We start from the raw sequence: 20,243 nt of genomic DNA on the forward strand, positions 1-20,243 counted from the left end.
TTTTATGTTTATTCCATTTATTTAACAGTGTTGGCTAAAATTTAAAATGGAAAAAATCACATCAATTTTTTTACCCCGCGCACCGGAAGAAAACCCATATCAAAAACAATTGATTGATAATTTGAAAAAGATAGGAGTGCAAGTAGAGATCCAAAAACCCTCAGCTTCTTCCACTTTCTTCTTTCCCATTGTTATTTCCCATTGGAAACCGGATATTCTCCATTTACATTGGCTAGAGCCTTCATGTATTTCTGCCAATTGGTTTTTATCACTATTGAAATCAAGCGCATTTTTAATTCAGTTAGCCATCCTCAAAATAATTGGTGTTAAGCTCGTATGGACTGTACATAATCTCAAAAATCATGATAATTTAAATTTAGTATTAAATAATATATGTACTAAAACAGTAATTAGATTCGCTGATGCCATCATTACTCACTGTGAAGCTGCACAAACAGAATTAATTAAAACTTTCTCTATCAAAAATAAAGATAAAATTTTTGTAGTTCCACATGGTAATTATGTAGAATGGTACGAAAATAAAATTACTAGAGAAGTAGCACGGACACAATTAAAAGTAACAACTTCGGAGACTGTATTTTTATTTTTTGGTTTAATTCGTCCCTACAAGGGAGTACCAGAACTGATTGACACATTTCAACGTTTAGATAACGAAGATATTCGATTAGTAATTGCTGGTAAGATTAATAGCCAAGATGCAGCCTTAACAGATTTAATTAACCAGAAAATTGCTGAGGATAAACGAATTAGTTTTATTCCTGGTTACATTGCACCAGAAAAAATCCAAGTGTATATGAATGCTTGTGATGTCGTTGTCTTTCCCTACCGAGATATTTTGACATCAGGCGCAGTCATGTTAGCTATGTCTTTTGGAAAGGCTTGTATTGCTCCCCGGAAAGGTTGTTTAGGAGAAGTGCTAGATAACCAAGGAGCATTTTTATACAATTTAGCTGATGAAAATGGCTTAATGCAAGCTATGAATGCGGCATTACACAAACAACCGCAAATCTTGACAATGGGAGAGCATAATCAGCAATTAGCCGCAAAATACAACTGGAAAAATATTGCAGAATTAACTTTAGAGGTATATCTTTCCTGTCTCTAGATTAGCGGATATTTTTGGCGATCGCTATCATATTTATCCCATTGCTAACCGCAATTCCAACTATCATAATAATTAGTTATATTATTAATAATAAAATCTAATTATTTTCCGTCATTTGTGGACTAGTTGATCCTTAAAATCACCTGCCATAATTTTCTAGAAAAATTTCTTTTCAAAGCCCTTGACATTACCTAGGTAGAACCTGCTATATTAATATAGTGCCTGCGTTGGGACGTCGCCAAGCGGTAAGGCAGCGGGTTTTGGTCCCGCCATCCCTAGGTTCGAATCCTAGCGTCCCAGTTTTAATTAATCGAAATCAAAAAGTTAATATCTAGACTGTCAAGAGTTAGATATCTATAGTATAACTCTGTTTTATCGTTAAGCAGTCTAAAACAAAAACCTACTTATCCTCTGACTTCAAAGCCTGATCTAAAACTTGGCGGGCGTGTTCTGCCTTGGTGCGTGCTTCTTGATAACGCAAATTAGCTTGAGCAAAATTCTTGAGAACCTTAAAACCGTCCTTGAGGCGAGTAATTTCCTCCTCTGCTACTGATTCATCTGAAAACAGCACATCGAGAGCTTGACGAATCTCTAATGCTTCACTACGGGATTCCTGTACTTTTAACTTCAACGTAGCGAGATTACTAAGAACCTGTACTGCCTGGGTAATTGCATCTTCACCACTACCAGAGTCATTTGCTGGCTCTTTGACTTCTATTAATTGTTGAGGCCCAAATCCTTCTTCTAATTCTGTTGGCAACTTGCCAGCGTTCATTAGCTCTAAGAGCTGATCCATTGCTTTATCACGGGCTTTAGCTGAATCTTTGCCAGCAACAGTCAGGATAATTTCTGGGCTTTGAGCGAGAGTGTACTGAACCATATTAGGGACTTGCAATTAACAATTTAATCAATCGCTCTGCTCTGTAGGCAGGGGGCAGGGAGCAGGGGGCAGGGGCAGGGAGCAGGGAGCAGGGAGCAGGGAGCAGGGAGGCAGGGAGCAGGGGGTAGGGAGCAGGGAGCAGGGGGGCAGGGGACAAAATAAGAAGATTTTGGAAAGAAATTACTTAATTTCTTCTCTGGAAGTTCCTTACGTACAGGGAATCACCTATCTAATATATTAAAGCTAGACGCGCTACTTTAACATCAAAAAGTTTCCCATCGTTCACACTCAACACTCAACCGTCAATCATCAACTATCACCACACTTTTCGAGACAGATACACAAGTAACCCAAAATCAAACTTTATACTGAAAATAAAGGCGAATAAATTTCAATAGGAGAGGAGAGCAATGACTCCCAATCCCCATGTTATGCAAGCTGTGGAAAAACTGGGCTACCGCGTCACTGTTGGTGATGTAGCAACTCAGGCTGGATTGAACTTAGCACAAGCCAACCAAGGACTATTAGCGTTAGCTAGTGATGCTGGTGGACATTTGCAGGTAGCAGAAAGCGGTGACGTTGTTTACCTATTTCCTCGTAATTTTCGAGATATTTTAAGAAATAAATACTTTAAACTGAAATTGCAGGAATGGTGGCAGAAAGTATGGGGCGTTCTGTTTTACTTGATTCGGATTTCCTTTGGGGTTTTTCTGATTGCTTCCATTGCTTTAATTACTATCACCATCATTGTGATCATTACTGCACTCAACTCCAGTAATGACAATGACAACCGCAGCAGTAATTCTGGCGGTGGTTGGGGATTTTTCTATATTCCTGATTTATTTTGGTATTTTAACCCCAATCATCAACATTATCCCGAACAACGGCGGCGGACTAGGGAAGAAGACAGCCAAATGAATTTTTTTGAGGCAGTCTTTTCCTTCTTGTTTGGTGATGGTAATCCTAACGCCCGTCTAGAAGAACGCCGTTGGCAAGAAATAGCCGCAGTGATTCGGAGTAACCGGGGTGCAGTAGCAGCAGAGCAAATTGCTCCTTATCTTGACGATTTAGGTGCAACATATCAACAGGAATATGAAGATTATATGTTGCCTGTGCTGTTGCGATTTAACGGACAACCAAAAGTTAATTCCGAAGGACAAATTGTCTATTATTTCCCAGAATTGCAGGTGAGAGCCAGCCAGAAACGGCAAGAATCTGTGTCATCGTATCTAGAAGAATTACCTTGGCGATTTAGTGCGGCTGGTTCTGGGCAAATTATCCTCAGTGCCGGATTAGGTGTAGCTAATCTTGTAGGTGCTTTAGTATTGGGAAGTTTATTAGCAGATGGTACAGTTGCGGCTCAGTTAGGTGGACTAGTAGCCTTTGTGCAAGGAATTTACTGGCTACTATTGGCTTACGGTATAGGATTTTTAGGGATACCTTTAATCCGTTATTTTTGGATACAGGGACGTAATCGTAAAATTTTAACTCGTAACCGCGATCGCATTTCTAGAGCCAGACTACTAGCCGATCCCAATCCAGCCTTACAACAAAAAATTGATTACGCGCGTCAGTTTGGCAATGAAACCGTGATTACTAATGAAAATTTAGTCTACAGCACTGAAACCGACTTACTAGATCAAGAAGTAGAGCGTTCTGCCCAAATTGAAGCAGAATGGCAAAGGCGATTGGAGCGAGGGAGTGGGGAGTAGGTTTTGGGGCAGGGAGTAGGGGGCAGGGAGCAGGGGGCAGGGGGCAGGGAGCAGGGGGTAGGGAGCAGGGGTAGACAAGGGGGACAAGGTAGACAAGGGAGACAACGGAGAAATATTTACGCCAATGCCCAATGCCCAATGCCCAATGCCCAATGCCCAATGCCCCATGCCCAATGCCCAATTCCCAATGCCCAATGCCCAATTCCCCGATTACTTCGCTTTAATCGGTGTGAGGGCGACACCACGATAATAATGTCCGAGGATTTGTAGATGGTTAGCACCACGTAAGGCTAAATTATAAGCTCCCCATTGGCTCATGCCTAAACCATGACCAAAACCTAGTCCTTGAAGGACAAAATTACCATCGGGGGCTTTGGTGACGTTAAACCGAGTGCTTCTGAGTTTGAGGGCTGTACGGACTTCTTCGCCACGTAGTACCTTTGTACCTTTATCCCCAACGATTCTTAAGGATTTTACGCTCTTAAAGGGGGAGAAGTCTTCTGGAACTATATTTTGGACATTACCAATTCCGGCAATTCGGCTACTAATTTCTGTGGGTGAGAAGGTGCGTTGCCAATTACATTCTTTGATATTTTGATCGTAGTCTTCCACGGCACGCAGGTAAGGGAGGGGATTTCCCCAAACGTCTTCTACGTTTTCGGTGTGTCCACCGGAACAAGCATGAAAGACGGAGAGAATCAGATTATTTTGATAAGTTAATACTTGCCCGGCTGTAGTATCAACTGCGCTGTAAGTTGCGGGAGATTCGCTGCTGACACCTTTATAAATTTGCCAGCGATCGGGGGTATCACCCAAGTCATAGACGGGGTTTTTGCGCTGTTGTTCTCGCTTGTAGAGAGCATAGGTACGGGCAGCGATCGCTTGAGCTTTCAGGGCTTCTTGTGGCCAGCTAGAACTCATTTCTGCCCCGATGACGCTGTAGAGATATTCTTCTAAATCTACCCAGTTAACGACATCTATACCTTTGTCTGAGGGAACAACTAAAGTTCTACCGCGATACCAGCGATCGCCAATATACACGAATCCTTTACCTGAGGGTTCAATCCAAAATAACCCTGATTGCCATTTATCTAAAGCTACACCCCCTGGTACAGCTTGAGCGTAAAATGCACTCATGGCTGGTAATTGTCCTAGAGTCCGCCCGGTACTGTCCTTGACAATTGCAGCTGTAGAACTACCCACCTTGGTTTGATTGACTCCCCTCTCAATCGCCACACGCAAGATCACAGAAGCTTGCGCCGGAGCAACCAAAGCTATCCACAATAAAGCACCTAACCACCAATGACGTATTTTAAGCTGGGATAATAAAGAGCCGAATAAAAGTTGAAATTTCATGCTGATTATCTGATCACAAGTATCTGTTGGTAGTTATGCACATCATTGTCCATAACTGAAGATAAGACTATTTCCCACAGTTGGAGGTTGCCACTTCCCTCATAATTATGCAATGGGTTTTAGTTAGCTTCCTGTGTAGAAATCAGCATTTTTTATGTCATTTTTTTATCTTCTTGCTGGAGTAAGCTGTATTTAACTATACAGAACGGTAGGTAATGCGGAGACTTTGTACGAGAATGATTAAAGATGCGATCGCCATTAATCCACCCCAAAACCAATAAGGTAGCAACAAGTATTTTTGCATTTGGGCTGTATCAGAAAGTCCCAAAGAGCCAGCCGTACTGCTAAATAAATAATCTAGTTGGTGGTAGGTACTCACACAGGCTTGCACCCCTAAAAATTGGATAGCAAATCCTTGCGCCCATTGCGGAGCTTTCAACCCAATACCTAGAATGATGAAACCCAATAGGGGAATTGCCACAAATCCAAACGGGGAACGTACCCAAATTAATGTCGAAACTAGTAAAAAACCTCCGAGAATTTTCAGACTCAAGGAGGCAGTTTTAAAATTACGAGAGGCTAAAATCAAACCTGCACCAGCTAGTGGTGGCCCCATTGGCCCGGCTGCGGCAACTAAGAACGGCCCAATCGGTGCTAATGATGACCTCAGAGCATAAGTTGCTACTCCAGAACCATTATTAAAAATTTGGAGTTTCTGGAATTGTCCTCCCAGTAGTAAGGCCATTAACCCATGACCCATCTCGTGAAACCACGTAGCTAAAATACTGAATGGGTATAAAATATAATTGCCAATTGGTAATTGCCAGAGGACGACTGTAGCGATCGCTGCTCCTACTAGCCAAGTCAACCCCATACGTTCCACAACTGGCGGAGCTTCATCACTAAATAAGTTCTGAAAATCTTTCCCTGGTTGGCTCATGGTAATTCGTAATTGGTAATTCGTAATTCGTAATTTTTAATTCCCTACTGTTAGGCTTGCACCTAAGTAATTCGTAATTATGAAGATTATTACTATTTTGGACGGATTTTAGATGATAGGGGTTTCAGGATTTTAACAGTTATCAGTTAAATCAACCACTATTAGCCTTGATTCACTGTTCACTGTTAACTGTTCACTGATTTACACCCCTACATCGATAATTAGACGAGTTTAAAGAGGAAAGTTACCAAATCACCTTTACCAAGGCTGATGCGATCGCCTGGTCTGAGTCGGTGTCTGTTCCCTGGTAATAAGGGCAAATTGTTAATGTAAGTGCCGTTAGAACTGCCCACATCTTCTATATAATGAGCATCTCCCTCGACACGAATATCAGCATGGATGCGGGAAACAATTTCTGAGTTAGAAAATCCTGAAACATCTATATCTGGGGGAATGCGGTCATTAGGCTTACCAATGTGAATTACAGACAAACTGGGGGGTAACTCAATTTCCCTATCGCTTTGGACGTGAACCAATAAAGCTGTAATTTGCTGTAATTGAGTTACGGATGGAGAAGGGGGTGCTGGTGCTGGTGTTGGTGCTGGTGCTGGTGCAGGTGCTGGTGCTGGTGCTGGTGCTGGTGGTGCTTCCTCAGCTTGAGGGGCTGCCGCTTCAGGGGGTGCAGTGGGAACAGGTTCTTCTTGTTCTAAAATTGGTGCTGGTACTGGAGCAGGTGCAGGTGCAGGTGCAGGTGCAGGTGCAGGTGCAGGTGCTGGAGCAGGTGCTGCCATTTCTGTGGGTGGTAAGGGTGCAGCCCCTGGATCAATACCTAAAGCATTAGGTTGTAGTAATTCTAACATTGGATCGGGAGTGACCAATGGCGGAACTTCCACAGGAACATCAGGAGCAACAGTAGCAACAACAGTAGCGGGAGCGGGTGCAGCAGTTGAATGTAGGTTAAAGCCACATTGACCGCAAAAAGCTGCATCAGACTGTACAGTTGCACCACAATTGGGACAGTTGCTAGTAGCGGGTAAAGGTGTGTAGCAAGCTTCACATTGAACCGCGCCGTCTGGATTTGAGTGATTGCAATTAGGGCAAACTATCATTGATTTAAGCCTTTGTTCAAGAGCATCCTAAAATATAGTGCTGGTAATTAACTAGAATTTGGGGATTGGGGATTGGGGACTAGGGATTGGCGACTGGCGACTGGCGACGGGGAAGTACAGGAGATTTCATCTCACAACCCAACCCCCGCCAGTTAACCCTTCGGGTTAGGTAGTTCGGACTTGACGGAAACCGACAAGACTCAGACTGCCTCACAGTCAACAGTCAACAGTTAGCAGTCAACACCCCTGTTTCTGGCAAGCAACTCTAGCTTTTGATTTTAACAACTACTTGTGATACAACAATCAAGCTGAGAGTTCCGCACCTGCGGCAGCATCAAGTAACCACACAAGTTCACCTTGGGGTTGAATCAGGCGGGATGGGTAGGTAGAGTTATCTGCTTGTGGGGCAAAGACTTGAGCTAGAGCCGGTCTTTTGTTCGCGCCAGCAACTACAAAGATGACACTACGAGCCGCATTAATGAAAGGGTATGTAAAGGTAATGCGGGGGTTGCCGTCTTTGTAGCCTACGGTAATTAAGCGATCGCGGACTTTTAAAGCCTCTGTATGGGGAAACAACGATGCTGTATGAGCATCATCACCCATACCAAGCAGTACCACATCCAAAGCCGGAAATTGTCCAGGTTTCGAGCCAAAGAATGATTGCAGGTGTTGTTCGTACTTCGCAGCAGATAGCCCTGGATCGTTATCCAAGGTGGGTGTAGCATGAATATTGGCTGGGGGGATATCAACTCGATCTAACCAAGCACGACGCGCCATTAATTCATTACTATCGGGATGATCTGGGGAGACATAACGCTCATCTCCCCAAAACACATGAATTTTATCCCAAGGTAAATTTTGCTGTGCGATCGCTTCATACAACGGCTTAGGTGTGCTGCCACCAGACAAGGCAATTGTAAATTGTCCTCGCTCTTTGATCGCAGTATCTAACTTAGTCAAGATCAAATCTAACGCGCGGGCGATTAACGCTGATTGATCCGGTAATACTTCAATCTTTTTGTTCATGGCTTCATCATCACATTGCCGTCTTCCAGCAATACAATACCTAACTTATGACAACTCACCTTTTTAACTTTTGAAACTTTTAACATCAGGATGTTAGTAGGCATAAGTCAACACACTTCATCCTTATCACTTTCTCTAGTCAGTTGTCAGTAGTCATGGGTACGGAAAGGGGGATTGGGGGCAGGGTAGGAGGGAGCAAGGGGGCAGGGGGCAGGGATAGACAACGGAGACAAGGTAGACAAGGGAGAAATATTTACCCCGATGCCCGATGCCCAATGCCCGATGCCCAATGCCCGATGCCCAAAATTCTTTAATTTTGAATTTTGAATTTTGAATTTTGAATTGATATGCCCAGTTAACCCTCAAATAAATTTTCCCAATCACTAATGGCCTCTCGTTGAGCAATGAATAATTGCTGAATGCCTTTTTCGGCGTAATCTAATAGGTGATTTAGTTGGGTGCGGCTAAAACTGCCTTCTTCGGCTGTACCTTGGGCTTCGATGATGCCAAAATTTTGATTCATTACTACATTGAAGTCTACTGTTGCGGCGACATCTTCTATATAGTTCAAATCTAAATATGGTTCTTGTTCTAATAAACCGACGGAGACAGCTGCTATTTGTCCGCAGAGGGGCGATCGCTCTAATACTCCTTGCTGCAATAATTGAGCAATAGCATGGGCTAAAGCCACAAACCCACCGGTAATTGCTGCTGTTCTTGTGCCTGCATCTGCTTGCAACACATCTGCATCTACTGTTAAAGTCCGTTCTCCCAAAACCTCAAAATCTATAGCAGCCCTTAAGCTCCGCCCAATTAAGCGTTGAATTTCTTGGGTTCTTCCAGACAACTTCAATAATTCTCGCTCCTGGCGTTGTTGTGTAGCAGATGGTAACATCCGGTACTCAGCAGTTAACCAACCCTTACCACTTCCTAGTAAAAACTTGGGAACTCCTGCCGCTACGCTGACAGTACACAATACCTTAGTATCACCACATACTGTCAGCACAGAACCAGGCGCAAAGCGAGTAAATTGAGATTGAAACGTTACAGGACGTAGTTCGTAAGGTTTTCGACCATCGGGACGCTGCCAAACCATTAAAGCTGCCTCAAAATTTTTATTGTGAAACCATGCCTTAAAGTTACTATAGTCTTGCAACTCATGCTGGTTCTGTATCTGAGGGTTAGCATCTCCATCTCAAGACAAAGTAAGAAGACTGAAGTTAGAGTATAGGATTTATGGTGAAATATACACTAGCCAGAACAAAGAAATTTTAGAATAACTAAAGATTTTTTTAAGGGACTTCCAACAAGGTCAGAATATTTTGCAGTACTAATTCCGGTGACTGGTCGCCATTAATCGTTAGCAGGCGACGGCGACGATCATAATACTCTAAAATGGGAATAGTGCGGTCATAGAAAATTTCCACTCGACGTTGGACAATTTCCGGTTGATCATCTGGTAAAGAACGCCCCAAAGAACGACTTACCATCACTGCTTCTGGTACTTGTAAATAAATTGCCCAATCTAATTTCTGCCCCAACTCATCTAACAAAAAATCTAACTCTTCAGCTTGAAAAGCCGTCCGGGGATACCCTTCTAAAATCCAACCAGCACTGACATCACTCTTATTTAACCGCAAGCGAATTAGTTCGATAATCATTTCATCAGGAACTAGTTCCCCCTTAGAAACATAAGGCTGTGCATAGCGACCAAGTTCACCCAGATTAGCATAGACGCTTTCTAATGTCTTATTGCCAGAGATTGCTTCCCGCAAAATATCACCCGTAGAAATTTCAGGTATTTCCAAGTATCTAGCTAACCTTTGTGCTTGCGTGCTTTTCCCCGATCCTGAACCTCCTAGAATCACTAATTTCACGACTATTCACTCCTCAACCAGTAACATTGACCACATAATAAGTTTGTTTTGCCCAACCTCAGAGAAAATCTAACATCTAGGCAAAGAGTAAGAAATTTCCCAGTCCCCAGTCCCCACTTCCTAACTCAACTCTTGACTTCAGCACAAACCTAGTGTTTGACTTATAGAGCAGATTGCTACATCCATTAAATTGAGCAAAAACAAATTGATTATACAGGTGATTTTCTAAAAGGAATCTCTGCCAAATCTAGTGAATTTATTGTAATTTTTTGAAATTTCTCATCCTATGGTTGCCCAGTTAGAAACACCCACTCCCAATTCAACTTTTCACCTACCGTATCCAATTGCAGGCTTAGTGCAAGTTTTTACTAGCACACACCGGAACTTTTTCACCAGCGTGATGGGGGAAGCACTCAGAATTGCTGGTCAAGGTACGCCAGTACTAATAGTACAATTTCTCAAAGGTGGTATCAATCAAGGACAAGATCGTCCGATTCAGTTAGGGCAAAATTTAGATTGGCTACGCTGTGATTTACCTCGCTGCATTGACACACCACAGTTAGATGAAGCTGAACAGGAAGCTTTACAAAAATTGTGGCAGCACACACAGCAAGTGGTAGAGCAGGGTAAGTATTCTTTAGTTGTCTTAGATGAGTTAAGTTTGGCCATTCACTTTGGTTTGATTCCTGAAACCGAGGTTTTGGCTTTTCTCTCAAAACGCCCTTCCCATATAGATATTATTTTCACAGGCACGGAAATGCCCCAGTCTCTTTTAGATGTAGCCGACCAAATTACAGAGATTCGTCGCAGTCATCGCCCTTAATACGCTGTTAAGTCTTGAAACTCGGTAGGTGCGGGTTAACAAACATCATTAAAGATTTTGGTGAACCCACTCCTACAAATATGTAGTTAGGGATTTAGAAGATTTTAAGTAATCAGGACTTACGCAAGTTTCACAACTGATGGTTGGTGCGTGACGCTATCAGTCTCATAACTACGTTCAAATACTTTGGCAGCGTCACACACCCTACTTAATATTTACTTTATAAATAGGCTCTAAACAAAAGACACAGTTCACGATATTCTAGTATTTCTGTTTGTATTAACTTGTGAACTTGTGATTAAGAATGACATCTGGATTACTGAAATGGCTCAAAAAGGAATGATTTCTCCTTTTGAACCCAGTTTAATCCGCAAAGTGCAGAAAGAAGCATCTGGTCAGCCTCAACCTGTGATTAGCTATGGTTTATCTTCCTATGGTTATGACATCAGACTTTCATCGGCTGAGTTCCGTATTTTTCGCCACATTCCCGGAACTGTAGTTGATCCCAAAAATTTTAATCCCCAGAATCTAGAACCGACACCATTGCATACAGATCACAATGGTAGTTACTTTATCTTGCCTGCTCATTCTTACGGCTTGGGTGTAGCTTTAGAAAGGTTGGAAGTTCCTAATAATATTACAGTGATTTGCATCGGTAAATCTACTTATGCAAGATGTTTTAGAGGAGATACCCGTGTAGCTCTGGTTGATGGGACATCTCCAACATTAGAGGAAATGGCCAAGCGCGCTGAAAATGGTGAAAAATTTTTGGGCTACGGTATTGCTCAAGATGGAACAATCATAGTCACTCTCTTGGAAAATCCCAGATATATTGGTCGAGATTCTTTGTTAGAAGTAATTTTAGACAACAAGCAATCTATATTTTGTACACCAGATCATCTGTTTATGACTAGAGATGGTCGAATGGTTGAGGCTCATACTCTCAGACCTCAAGATGCTTTAATGCCTCTTTACCGTCAAGTTGCTCATGGTTATGAAATCGTCTACCAACCGGTTCACGAGCATTTTTCTCCATCCCCCAGTAAATCTTTAAAAAATCACAAAGTGATCTCCATCAAAGATGTACCCGGTATCCATGATGTCTATTGTTTAACAGTACCTGAAACGGGTAACTTTGCTTTAGCAGCAGGGGTTTTTGTCCATAATTGTGGCATCATAGCCAACCTTACGCCTGCTGAAGCTGCTTGGCGGGGTCATTTAACTCTAGAATTTTCTAACTCTTCTAGTGCTGATTGTCGCATCTACGCTAATGAAGGCGTGGTGCAATTACTATTCCTAGAAGGTGAACCCTGTGCTATCAGTTACGAAGCAAGACAGGGTAAATATCAGGATCAGTTAGAAATTGTCACACTGGCTAAAGTTTAAAATCAGAAACGAATCACGAAAGAAAAAAGGATACAAGCCTCTATATTTATTTATGGAGAAGAAAAAAAAGTGAAACAGCATTAATTCAAGCCCCCTGATTTATACGTGGGGTATTTAATTTTGAATTTTGAATTTTGAATTGGAGCGTAGCGACTTGACTAATTGTTATTAGCACCCACAGAAATCTCTGCGGCTTCGTCTCTGATTTCTGGGTCTTCTCCTAATAAAGATTCATCGGATGGCGGTAAAGTGATGTTAATATCAGCACCGTTGATAATAACTCCTAACAAACCCAATTCATCTTCTAATAATTGATCAATAGCTTCACCGAGCATATTTTCTTGGGTGAAGTTTGGTCTTGCTACCAATACAATGCCATCACTGTAGGGTTGAATTAAGAGAGGATCGTTAGATAAACTGAGGGGATTAGTATCTAAAATGACTAGATCGTAACGTTGCCGGACATCTTCCATGAGTCGCCGCATTTCGCTGGATTCTAGAACAGCCGCAGATTGACGCACTGGCCCGGGGCTAGGAATAATATAGAGGTTTTCAACTTCAGGGACTAAGCGGATACATTCGCTCAGACTGCCGTAATAACGCAGGGGTTCTAGGGTTGCGTCAGGGTCTGGGTTGACTTTTAAAGATAAACAGCGTGAAGGCGATCGCAAATCTGTTTCAATGATTAAAGTTCGTTTGCCTGCGCGGGCTGCTGCTACACCCAAGTTGTAAGCACTGGTGGTTTTACCTTCCTGGTTGCTTGTACTTGTAATTAAAATTACCTTGGCATTTTTGCCACCAATCCGCCGTAAATTACTGCGAAACTTCTCATAAAACTCTAAATACAGGGAATCGGGAGATAAAACTACTGGTATGCCTTCTGGTGGTAAATCATCCACAGGCATTAAAGGTAATTCCCCTAGTAAGGCTACTTCGCGCTGTTTGAGACTGTCGCGGATATCTTCTCTGGTTCTGAAAGTGCCTTCTAGAGAACCTAATAAGAAGATTACGCCACCACCAACTAAAAATCCTAAGAAACCACCTACACCCAAGGTTAAAGGTATACTCTTGGGTTTTTTGGCATCAGCTGTTATGGAAGGCAGTCTAGCAACACTAAAACTACTGACTGTTTCTGCTTCCGCAGTGCGCGCATCAGTTAGTTTGGCTTGCATTTGGTCAAAAACAGCTTTTTTAAGTCCTACTTCCTGTTCTAGACGCGATCGCTCTAGTTGTTTGTTGGGTATTTGGGAATATTCCTGGCGCAGTTGTAGTTCTTCGCGCCTTTGCTGCAATAACTGTTGTTCTAGGGTTTCCCGTTGGGTTTGCAACGCTACCATTTGGTTGGCTAGTTGCTGTCTAGCTGGGTCGAGGTTGCTTTGGGCGCGAATCCCGACTATACTTCCCGCCAGAGGTGCAGCCGTCCCATCACCACCCATCACCTCTGCTGCTCGTTGTTGCAGTAATTCCTCTGTGGATTGTTTTTGACGTTGTAACTGAATCATTGTAGGGTGTTCTGGCCGCAGATCCTTTTGCAGCAAGGTCATCTGTGATTCAGTTTGATAAAGTTGTGTGCGTAAGTTGGCAATAATTGGGTCTGCGCTTAAGGCTGAGGAAACATAAGCTTGACCTACATTTAAACCTAATTTGTCTTGTAAACTCCGAATTTGGGCATCAATTCCCGTAATTGTTTGTTGAATTAGACGCTGTTGGTTTTGGCTATTGGTGACAGCACTCAATAGACTACCGTTTTCTGCTGCTAATATAGCTGGACGTTCGCGGCGATCGTAAATTTCTAGTTTCTGTTCGGCAGCTTGTAGTTCTGATCTTGCTTGGGGTATCCGCTCATTAATTTTTTCAATAATTGCTCTTAAACGCCCTGTATTGATGTCGCTACTCAACTTCACCATTGCTTGCATCAATGCCACTAATACTTCTTGGGCGCGTTTGGGATCGGTGTCCCGATATCTTAGTTCAATAATATTGGATTCTAATTGCCCAGTCCGAGCGTTGCGCCTTGGTAGTTTCAGGTTGACGCTTGCTCCCAGAGTTTGGGGTTTAATATTCATTTTTGTGGCGACATTTTCCACCAATTGGTCTGAGAGCAGAACTTCTTCGTTGAGTTCTTGACCTTGTTGTTGAATTTCGCTACCAGTAGCCGAGAAAGAAACTGGTGGACGGGAATAAGTTAATGCACTGTCGGCTACATAGGTAGGTGGGGGATCGGGTTGGATAGCCACCACTGTTGACCCCGCCACAATTAAAGCAAAGCTGGCTAGTCCAACCCATTTGTATTTTTCAAAAGCAATAACGTAACGCTTAACAATTGGTGGGGTCATAACACAGGCAGAGATAAACAAACAAGGGTGAATAGAATCGGCGATCGCTACTTGTCATTATAGTTACTGTTATTATTCATGATGGACGATTCATTAGTCACCCCCGTTATTTTATTTTGCTACATTCTTGATTTAGTCTTTATCAGTTCAATATTGTCACAAAAATATCTTAATTTCTTCCGCCAAAGTTTTCAAAGAAATTCAGGAAGGAACGCACATTGAAAAATGGCTGGGTGATTGTACTAAGAAAGTTGGTAATTCTGCCAATCAAATTGCGACCAACTACAATTACATCATTATCTTGCAGTGGTACATTTTGCGCTACATCACCACTCATAGCTTTTTTGGCATCCAAGGATTGAGTGACAGCTTTACCTTTCTCTGGGTCAAAGCGCACTAAAGCAATGTCCCGCAGATTCGCAGTATCAAGATTAATCCCACCCAAGGCATCTACAAAAGTGCTGCCATTGGGTAATGCTTGGGTGACAATTCCCCCAGCCGCATAATTTAAGATCCTGACTCTAATCTGAGGTATAGCCAAAGAGGAACGAGATACTAAGGTGCGGTCATAGCCATCATCTGTACCAATTTCACGCCGTGGCACAATAATTGCATCCCCATCTTGCAACCGTAAGCTAGGTAGTGCGCCGTCATTTTGGAGTGTTCCATACAGGTCAATATTTTGTGCAATGGTAGAACCATCCATCAACCGACGACGTACTTTTACTTGTCTCAAGTCAGCACCAATGCTAGAACCCCCAGCTAACAGCAAAGCATCAGCTACCCGTGGTAAAGCGGCGGAAATATTATAAATACCCGGTCGAAACACTTCCCCACTAATAGTTACCTGTACAGGACGGGGACTCGCCAGAGACACGACTAACAAGGGGTTGACAGTAATACTACTTAAACTCAAACGAATTTTCTCTTGGGCTTCTTCCAAACTCAGACCTTGCACAGACACTGTACCAACTTGCGGCACAACAATATTACCTTCTGGACTAACTTGAGCTTGAAAACTTAAATCTTGACGCTGTGATGTTAAAGATAAAACAACCACAGGATCAATCACATATTTATTCAGCAAAGAACGAATTTTTTCTTGGGCTTCCAGTAATGTTAAACCTTGCAATGGTACTGTTTCTAGCAGTGGAACAATGATATTACCTTCTGGGTTAATTGCCGCTTGAAAGCTCAAATCTGGAAAGCGTTGCACAACCACACTAATTGCGTCTCCTGTACCTAACCGATAAGGGCCAGGAGGACGCTGAAAAGTCACATTAATCACATCTCCCGGCCCTAACAAGTAACGGATGAATTGGGGCGAAATTTCGCTATTCGTGCTGGGTGGGGTAACTTCATTCTCTGGCGGAGGAGCAGGAAACCTTAGTGGTAATTCCCCTTGAGGTGGTAAATTTTGAGCAAAAACAGGTTGCAAAGTTTGTAAAACAAGCCCTAATTGAAAACTTACACAACACAGGAGACTCAATGCACGCATAGAAGAACTGGTAAATATTAACATTGCTGACTTAACAATATATGGAAAGAAGTGATCAAACTCATTGAGTAGTCCGAAAAACTTCTGTCATTAATGTGGATTGTACTGTTTCACCAATAGACTGTACTAAAGGCCAAGTAGTTTCCACATTACCTAAAGGTTCCATCGGCACAAGAATACTCACAGCAACCCAAGGCGCACGATGTTTCTGCCATTGTGCCAGTTGATCAGCTAAAAACCAACGAAACGGAGATGAATATCCACTATTTGGTAAAGCATACCATTGTAAGACCGCAAAGGTGTCTTGTCTGGTAGCAACGCGAAAGAATTGGGCTTCTACTTTAGTTTGGCTATTGCTTTGATTAGCTGATTGTTTAACAATCAACTCAGCTGAACGCTCTTGAGCTATATCCCATTTTCCCCAACGAGACTTTCCCCAACCGCTAATATCTGTCCATTCAATTTCCGGTTGATCCATTGGGCCATTTTGGGGTAATAACAGCAATATAGCTTTTTTTTGTGAGTTTTCTTGTTCAATCAGTTGCAAAGACCATTTATTTGTGCCAATTTCTTGTTCTACTTGTTCTACAATTTTCCAACCAGATATATTTAAACCCTTGCTACGGATTTCTTTCAATAACTTGAGATTAGTGACAGGTGGTGGTTGTTTCCATTGCCATTTTCCTGTTAAGTATCCGGGAACTGCCCCTGTTACTAGTAGCAGTAATAAAAGTAACAGAACGCTGAAATAAGTAAAATACTTGTATTTAAAAAATTTAGATAAGGAAGTCATTGGTAAAATTTGCTATATTTACGCAAAATTTTACATGAAAAAATGACACTCTAGGTTCAGTAAAAGTAAGGCTTAATTGGAAAAAGCAGGGAGCGGGGGGCTAATTAATTCAAAATTCAAAATTCAAAATTCAAAATTAGAGAACCTGGGCAGGGAGCGGGGGAGACAAGGGAGACAAGGGGTAGGCTGTTGACTCTGTACTTTTTTTAGGGGTAAAAGTTCATGCAGTTTCTGTGTCTTCGTAATCAGGAGAAAATAATATTTTTCGTTTCGAGAGCGAAGACTGACCAAAAACCTGAAGAAACCATGCTTCAACATCAGCAAAGCTAATATTTAAAAGTGCATTTTTAACAACAGTAGTTGTTAAATCCATAGTCGATAGACATATGGTTAGTAGCATTTGACTGATTTCTTTAAATGGACAGCGAGCAGAAAATTGCTTGTATTTTCCAAAGAGTGATTCAATAACATCAGAAGTAGCCAAAAAAGTACCTTCATGCTTGATTTTGTTACATTGAACAGCTAGATAACCCAAAATATCTTGCTGAAGCTTCTGGAGACAATTATCATCATAATTATCTTGATTATTTGCGAAATGCACAAGAGAATCATGATTGATTCCTGATTGTTTAAGCTCAGTTTCGATACGGCGTGTTAGCAATACCATTTGATTCCATTTAATTAAATCTGATTGATAATCATTTAACCACCCCAACTTATCTCTGACTTTTTGATAAATCACTGTGGGGGCAATATCTGGAATCAGGCTAATTAGAGTTTCCACTGATGAGTTTAATAACTTAATTCCCCAATTAGTTAGCCTTTCAATATTAAAATAACGACATTGAGAACGCTGTGATGGCGGAGCTAAAAAAGATAATTCTGTTTGCTGTAATTGCTGCCTACATATGCTACACTTTTGGATAAATGATTGATATCTCTTATCTGATTCTAATTGATATTTTAATAGTAATGCCATTGCGTGAGTCACATCATGCGTATAAATTACCTCTGGATTATTTTCTTGATATAGCTTGATTCCACGCGCTAGGTCACTACTATTATCTGCAACGATTTGTCTTGGTACTCCCACCCTTTGGCTAATTTTATCTAATTGCTTTTCTATGATTTCTCCTTTGGTAGACTCCATTATTTCTATTGCTAGTATTTCTACGTCTTTATGTGATAATCCCCTCTTTTCCTCAATTACATTTGATAATAAGTATTCCTGTGACACCCCTAGCACAACTAAAGCTTTATGTTTTCCCAATGCTAAAGTAAAATCCACAATGTAAATCCAATCCCTGCGATACTCTTTTTCTCTTTTTAACTCATATATTGCTATTCTTCCTAACCATTTTCTAATACAGCTAAAGCTAGGAGTTGCCTGTGATTCACAATCATTAAATAATTCAAAAACTTTCTCTACACCTCTAAAACTAATCCCACTGTTGATTAACAAATGTATCGCTTGCTGAATTGTTTTTACATCATAATAGTGACCCTTAATCTTTAAGTCTGTTTCACCCATCTCCGATTCTATGTCGGCTGATTGGTTTTCGATTTCTGCTTTTTTTCGCTCTCCTCCTCCAACTTCAGTTTTTTTAACCTTGCTTCTGCCGCCATCGCACGCTTTTTCCACTTCTCTCTCGAATCCGTTAAGTCTCTCACTTTTATTTCTAAAGCTCTGATTTGCTTCTGTTTTACGACCGCCTTCTCTTTCCAGTTTTCTCTACCTTTCTTGAACAATCTCGCTAATCTACTCACTGGGCTTTTAAACTCTTGCATAGACTTTGACTTTGCTGGATTTTTCCGACACAATTATTGTATGAACTAATTCTGCCTTAAAACCGACAAAGTCAACAGCCTAGACAAGGGGGACAAGGAAGACAAGGAAGACAAGGAAGACGGGGAGACAAGGGAGACAAGGAAGACGGGGAGACAATTATATTTTTTTCCTAGTCCCCAGTCTCCAATCACTTGTTTACAGTATCAGGAGCAGAAAGCCCAGTGGCTTTAGTTCTGGGATGAATGCGATGCACCTTTAGGTGCAGTCGCTGTACCACTTATTCAAACTGTCTACTTTACTTTTACCTTAACCGTATGGTAAAGCTAAGATGCAATAAAAGGAGGTGATGAATAAGTGTTTTCTTTGACTTATGAATTTCGACTACAACCAACTAAGCAACAAATAGAGATTTTTCAAGACTGGCTAGAAATTAATCGTAAAGTCTATAATCATGCTCTTGCTGAACGCAAACATTGGTATAAATCGCGTTCATGTCAAATAAACGCTTGTTCATTGCATTCTGAGTACATAATCCCAGTAGACGCACCTCGTCCAACATATGCTAGTCAGTGCAAGTCACTAACTGCTGCAAAAAAGTTATACCCAGAGTTGAAACGGGTTCAGTCACAAGTATTGCAACAAACTCTAAAGCGGGTTGAAAGTGCTTTCACATCAATGTGGGAACGTAATTTTGGTTTCCCACGCTTTAAGAAGGTAGGACAACTACGCTCTTTCGTTTTCCCGCAACTTGGGAAAGAGTTTTTGAAATCTAAGGCTGTTAAGCTTCCTGTAATTGGCTGGGTTAAGTTTCGTCAATCACGAGATATTCCAACTGATGCAGCTATTAAACAAGCTCGAATTGTCAAACGGTCATCTGGTTGGTATGTGCTATTGACGTTGCAATGGGATGTGTCTGTACCTCAGCCTACGCCTCAACATGATGCGTTAGGTATTGATGTGGGATTAATGAGTTTTATCGCTGCCTCTAATGGTCTTTGTGTCAAACGCCCTAAGTTTTTTGTTGACCTTCAGCGCAAGCTTAAATTGCTGCAACAACGAGTAAGTCGCAAGAAATTAGGTTCAAACAATTGGCGCAAAGCTCAAATGAAAGTGGCAAAACTGTATGAACATATCACTAACACAAGAAAAGATTTTCACTGGAAAGTAGCACATCAACTCTGTGACCAAGCCAAAACAATATTTGTTGAAGATTTAAATTTGGTTGGGTTGTCTAGGGGGATGCTGGGTAAGCATTGTCTAGACGCTGGATGGGGTCAATTCTTTCAAATTCTTGAACAGTGTTGTTTTCAGCGTGGTATCTACTTTCAAAAAGTCGATAGTAGAAAAACAAGTCAAATTTGTCCTAACTGTCGAACAGAAACAGGAAAGAAAGATTTGTCAGAGCGTGTTCATGTTTGTGAAACTTGCGGATATACAACCGATAGAGATGTTGCATCCGCTCAAGTCGTCCTCCTTAGAGGGTGTGCAGCCGTAGGGCATACGGTCAAGATGCTTGATGAGGGTAAATTCAGTGGAATCCCAATGAGTCAAGAATCCCACGGCTTTAAATCAAAACGAGCTAATGCCTAGTT

17 protein-coding genes, 1 tRNA gene and 3 pseudogenes are annotated in these 20,243 nt (G+C 41.7%); 10 read left to right on the forward strand and 11 right to left on the reverse strand.

Annotated features, from left to right (window positions below; translation table 11 throughout):
- Window positions 1-46: 46 nt before the first annotated feature.
- Window positions 47-1,126 (forward strand): glycosyltransferase family 4 protein, encoded by a 1,080-nt coding sequence (locus ACPZ3T_RS22125; RefSeq protein WP_490271596.1) that lies wholly within the window; start codon window positions 47-49, stop codon window positions 1,124-1,126.
- A gap of 228 nt (window positions 1,127-1,354) precedes the next feature.
- Window positions 1,355-1,426: transfer RNA gene (locus ACPZ3T_RS22130), tRNA-Gln, on the forward strand.
- Window positions 1,427-1,526: 100 nt separating this feature from the next.
- Here the strand turns inward: ACPZ3T_RS22130 and ACPZ3T_RS22135 are convergent.
- On the reverse strand, window positions 1,527-2,006 hold the full coding sequence (locus ACPZ3T_RS22135) for a hypothetical protein (protein WP_490271597.1): 480 nt from the start codon (window positions 2,004-2,006) through the stop codon (window positions 1,527-1,529).
- A gap of 410 nt (window positions 2,007-2,416) precedes the next feature.
- Here ACPZ3T_RS22135 and ACPZ3T_RS22140 point away from each other — a divergent pair, with 410 nt between their 5' ends.
- Both ACPZ3T_RS22140 and ACPZ3T_RS22145 read left to right on the forward strand, forming a co-directional pair.
- A complete protein-coding gene (locus ACPZ3T_RS22140) occupies window positions 2,417-3,718 on the forward strand; it encodes a hypothetical protein (RefSeq protein WP_490271598.1) in 1,302 nt (433 codons plus the stop codon).
- Between the two features lie 3 nt (window positions 3,719-3,721).
- Window positions 3,722-3,988: a hypothetical protein gene (locus tag ACPZ3T_RS22145; RefSeq protein ID WP_490271599.1), complete on the forward strand. Its 267-nt coding sequence runs from the start codon at window positions 3,722-3,724 to the stop codon at window positions 3,986-3,988.
- Here ACPZ3T_RS22145 and ACPZ3T_RS22150 read toward each other — a convergent pair.
- The 4 genes from ACPZ3T_RS22150 to pgl all read right to left on the reverse strand — a co-directional run bounded on the left by ACPZ3T_RS22150 (window position 3,929) and on the right by pgl (window position 8,149).
- On the reverse strand, window positions 3,929-5,074 hold the full coding sequence (locus ACPZ3T_RS22150; RefSeq protein ID WP_490271600.1) for a SpoIID/LytB domain-containing protein: 1,146 nt from the start codon (window positions 5,072-5,074) through the stop codon (window positions 3,929-3,931). The genes ACPZ3T_RS22145 and ACPZ3T_RS22150 overlap by 60 nt on opposite strands.
- A 196-nt stretch (window positions 5,075-5,270) precedes the next feature.
- Window positions 5,271-6,014 carry a M50 family metallopeptidase gene (locus ACPZ3T_RS22155; RefSeq protein WP_490271601.1) on the reverse strand — a complete coding sequence of 248 codons (744 nt, stop codon included), beginning with the start codon at window positions 6,012-6,014 and terminating at the stop codon, window positions 5,271-5,273.
- A 221-nt stretch (window positions 6,015-6,235) separates the two neighbouring features.
- Window positions 6,236-7,123, reverse strand: coding sequence for a double zinc ribbon and FHA domain-containing protein (locus ACPZ3T_RS22160; protein ID WP_490271602.1), 888 nt, complete (start codon window positions 7,121-7,123; stop codon window positions 6,236-6,238).
- Between the two features lie 303 nt (window positions 7,124-7,426).
- Entirely contained in the window at window positions 7,427-8,149 is a 723-nt protein-coding gene (pgl, locus tag ACPZ3T_RS22165; RefSeq protein WP_490271603.1) for a 6-phosphogluconolactonase, read from the reverse strand.
- Between the two features lie 155 nt (window positions 8,150-8,304).
- On the opposite strand from pgl, the gene ACPZ3T_RS22170 reads away from it, so the two are divergent.
- Window positions 8,305-8,463: a hypothetical protein gene (locus tag ACPZ3T_RS22170; RefSeq protein WP_490271604.1), complete on the forward strand. Its 159-nt coding sequence runs from the start codon at window positions 8,305-8,307 to the stop codon at window positions 8,461-8,463.
- 41 nt (window positions 8,464-8,504) lie between these two features.
- Here the strand turns inward: ACPZ3T_RS22170 and rph are convergent, their stop codons facing one another.
- On the reverse strand, window positions 8,505-9,245 hold the full coding sequence (rph, locus tag ACPZ3T_RS22175) for a ribonuclease PH (RefSeq protein WP_490277331.1): 741 nt from the start codon (window positions 9,243-9,245) through the stop codon (window positions 8,505-8,507).
- A gap of 196 nt (window positions 9,246-9,441) precedes the next feature.
- Window positions 9,442-10,026 carry an adenylate kinase family protein gene (locus ACPZ3T_RS22180; protein WP_490271605.1) on the reverse strand — a complete coding sequence of 195 codons (585 nt, stop codon included), beginning with the start codon at window positions 10,024-10,026 and terminating at the stop codon, window positions 9,442-9,444.
- 286 nt (window positions 10,027-10,312) lie between these two features.
- Between ACPZ3T_RS22180 and ACPZ3T_RS22185 the strand changes: the two genes are divergently transcribed.
- From ACPZ3T_RS22185 to dcd, 4 genes and pseudogenes are all read left to right on the forward strand, one after another.
- Window positions 10,313-10,849, forward strand: a complete 537-nt coding sequence (locus ACPZ3T_RS22185) for a P-loop NTPase family protein (RefSeq protein ID WP_490271606.1) — start codon at window positions 10,313-10,315, stop codon at window positions 10,847-10,849.
- Between the two features lie 294 nt (window positions 10,850-11,143).
- Window positions 11,144-11,527 (forward strand): annotated as a pseudogene (locus ACPZ3T_RS22190) (dCTP deaminase); the annotation flags it as partial.
- Window positions 11,501-11,986 (forward strand): annotated as a pseudogene (locus ACPZ3T_RS22195) (Hint domain-containing protein); the annotation flags it as partial. The pseudogenes ACPZ3T_RS22190 and ACPZ3T_RS22195, both read left to right, overlap by 27 nt.
- Window positions 11,987-12,016: 30 nt before the next feature.
- Window positions 12,017-12,235 (forward strand): annotated as a pseudogene (dcd, locus tag ACPZ3T_RS22200) (dCTP deaminase); the annotation flags it as partial.
- Between the two features lie 158 nt (window positions 12,236-12,393).
- Here the strand turns inward: dcd and ACPZ3T_RS22205 are convergent.
- The 4 genes from ACPZ3T_RS22205 to ACPZ3T_RS22220 all read right to left on the reverse strand — a co-directional run bounded on the left by ACPZ3T_RS22205 (window position 12,394) and on the right by ACPZ3T_RS22220 (window position 18,504).
- Window positions 12,394-14,571, reverse strand: a complete 2,178-nt coding sequence (locus ACPZ3T_RS22205) for a GumC family protein (RefSeq protein WP_490271607.1) — start codon at window positions 14,569-14,571, stop codon at window positions 12,394-12,396.
- Window positions 14,572-14,740: 169 nt separating this feature from the next.
- Window positions 14,741-16,069, reverse strand: coding sequence for a polysaccharide biosynthesis/export family protein (locus ACPZ3T_RS22210; protein ID WP_490271608.1), 1,329 nt, complete (start codon window positions 16,067-16,069; stop codon window positions 14,741-14,743).
- Window positions 16,070-16,130: 61 nt separating this feature from the next.
- The gene (locus tag ACPZ3T_RS22215; protein ID WP_490271609.1) at window positions 16,131-16,862 is read right to left on the reverse strand and encodes a cyanoexosortase B system-associated protein; all 732 of its coding nucleotides are present in this window, start codon (window positions 16,860-16,862) and stop codon (window positions 16,131-16,133) included.
- Between the two features lie 220 nt (window positions 16,863-17,082).
- On the reverse strand, window positions 17,083-18,504 hold the full coding sequence (locus tag ACPZ3T_RS22220; protein WP_490270384.1) for a hypothetical protein: 1,422 nt from the start codon (window positions 18,502-18,504) through the stop codon (window positions 17,083-17,085).
- A 501-nt stretch (window positions 18,505-19,005) separates the two neighbouring features.
- Between ACPZ3T_RS22220 and ACPZ3T_RS22225 the strand changes: the two genes are divergently transcribed.
- Window positions 19,006-20,241 carry an RNA-guided endonuclease InsQ/TnpB family protein gene (locus ACPZ3T_RS22225; RefSeq protein ID WP_490271610.1) on the forward strand — a complete coding sequence of 412 codons (1,236 nt, stop codon included), beginning with the start codon at window positions 19,006-19,008 and terminating at the stop codon, window positions 20,239-20,241.
- Window positions 20,242-20,243 lie beyond the last annotated feature (2 nt).

Source organism: Aliinostoc maniaoense (assembly GCF_058172895.1).

What these genes read in the sequence shown, in the direction of transcription:
- ACPZ3T_RS22125 (WP_490271596.1), top strand. Translation starts at nt 47, where the DNA reads ATGGAAAAAATCACATCAATTTTTTTACCCCGCGCACCGGAAGAAAAC.
- ACPZ3T_RS22135 (WP_490271597.1), bottom strand. Translation starts at nt 2,006, where the DNA reads ATGGTTCAGTACACTCTCGCTCAAAGCCCAGAAATTATCCTGACTGTT.
- ACPZ3T_RS22140 (WP_490271598.1), top strand. Translation starts at nt 2,417, where the DNA reads ATGACTCCCAATCCCCATGTTATGCAAGCTGTGGAAAAACTGGGCTAC.
- ACPZ3T_RS22150 (WP_490271600.1), bottom strand. Translation starts at nt 5,074, where the DNA reads ATGAAATTTCAACTTTTATTCGGCTCTTTATTATCCCAGCTTAAAATA.
- ACPZ3T_RS22155 (WP_490271601.1), bottom strand. Translation starts at nt 6,014, where the DNA reads ATGAGCCAACCAGGGAAAGATTTTCAGAACTTATTTAGTGATGAAGCT.
- ACPZ3T_RS22160 (WP_490271602.1), bottom strand. Translation starts at nt 7,123, where the DNA reads ATGATAGTTTGCCCTAATTGCAATCACTCAAATCCAGACGGCGCGGTT.
- pgl (WP_490271603.1), bottom strand. Translation starts at nt 8,149, where the DNA reads ATGAACAAAAAGATTGAAGTATTACCGGATCAATCAGCGTTAATCGCC.
- ACPZ3T_RS22170 (WP_490271604.1), top strand. Translation starts at nt 8,305, where the DNA reads ATGGGTACGGAAAGGGGGATTGGGGGCAGGGTAGGAGGGAGCAAGGGG.
- rph (WP_490277331.1), bottom strand. Translation starts at nt 9,245, where the DNA reads ATGGTTTGGCAGCGTCCCGATGGTCGAAAACCTTACGAACTACGTCCT.
- ACPZ3T_RS22185 (WP_490271606.1), top strand. Translation starts at nt 10,313, where the DNA reads ATGGTTGCCCAGTTAGAAACACCCACTCCCAATTCAACTTTTCACCTA.
- ACPZ3T_RS22205 (WP_490271607.1), bottom strand. Translation starts at nt 14,571, where the DNA reads ATGACCCCACCAATTGTTAAGCGTTACGTTATTGCTTTTGAAAAATAC.
- ACPZ3T_RS22210 (WP_490271608.1), bottom strand. Translation starts at nt 16,069, where the DNA reads ATGCGTGCATTGAGTCTCCTGTGTTGTGTAAGTTTTCAATTAGGGCTT.
- ACPZ3T_RS22215 (WP_490271609.1), bottom strand. Translation starts at nt 16,862, where the DNA reads ATGACTTCCTTATCTAAATTTTTTAAATACAAGTATTTTACTTATTTC.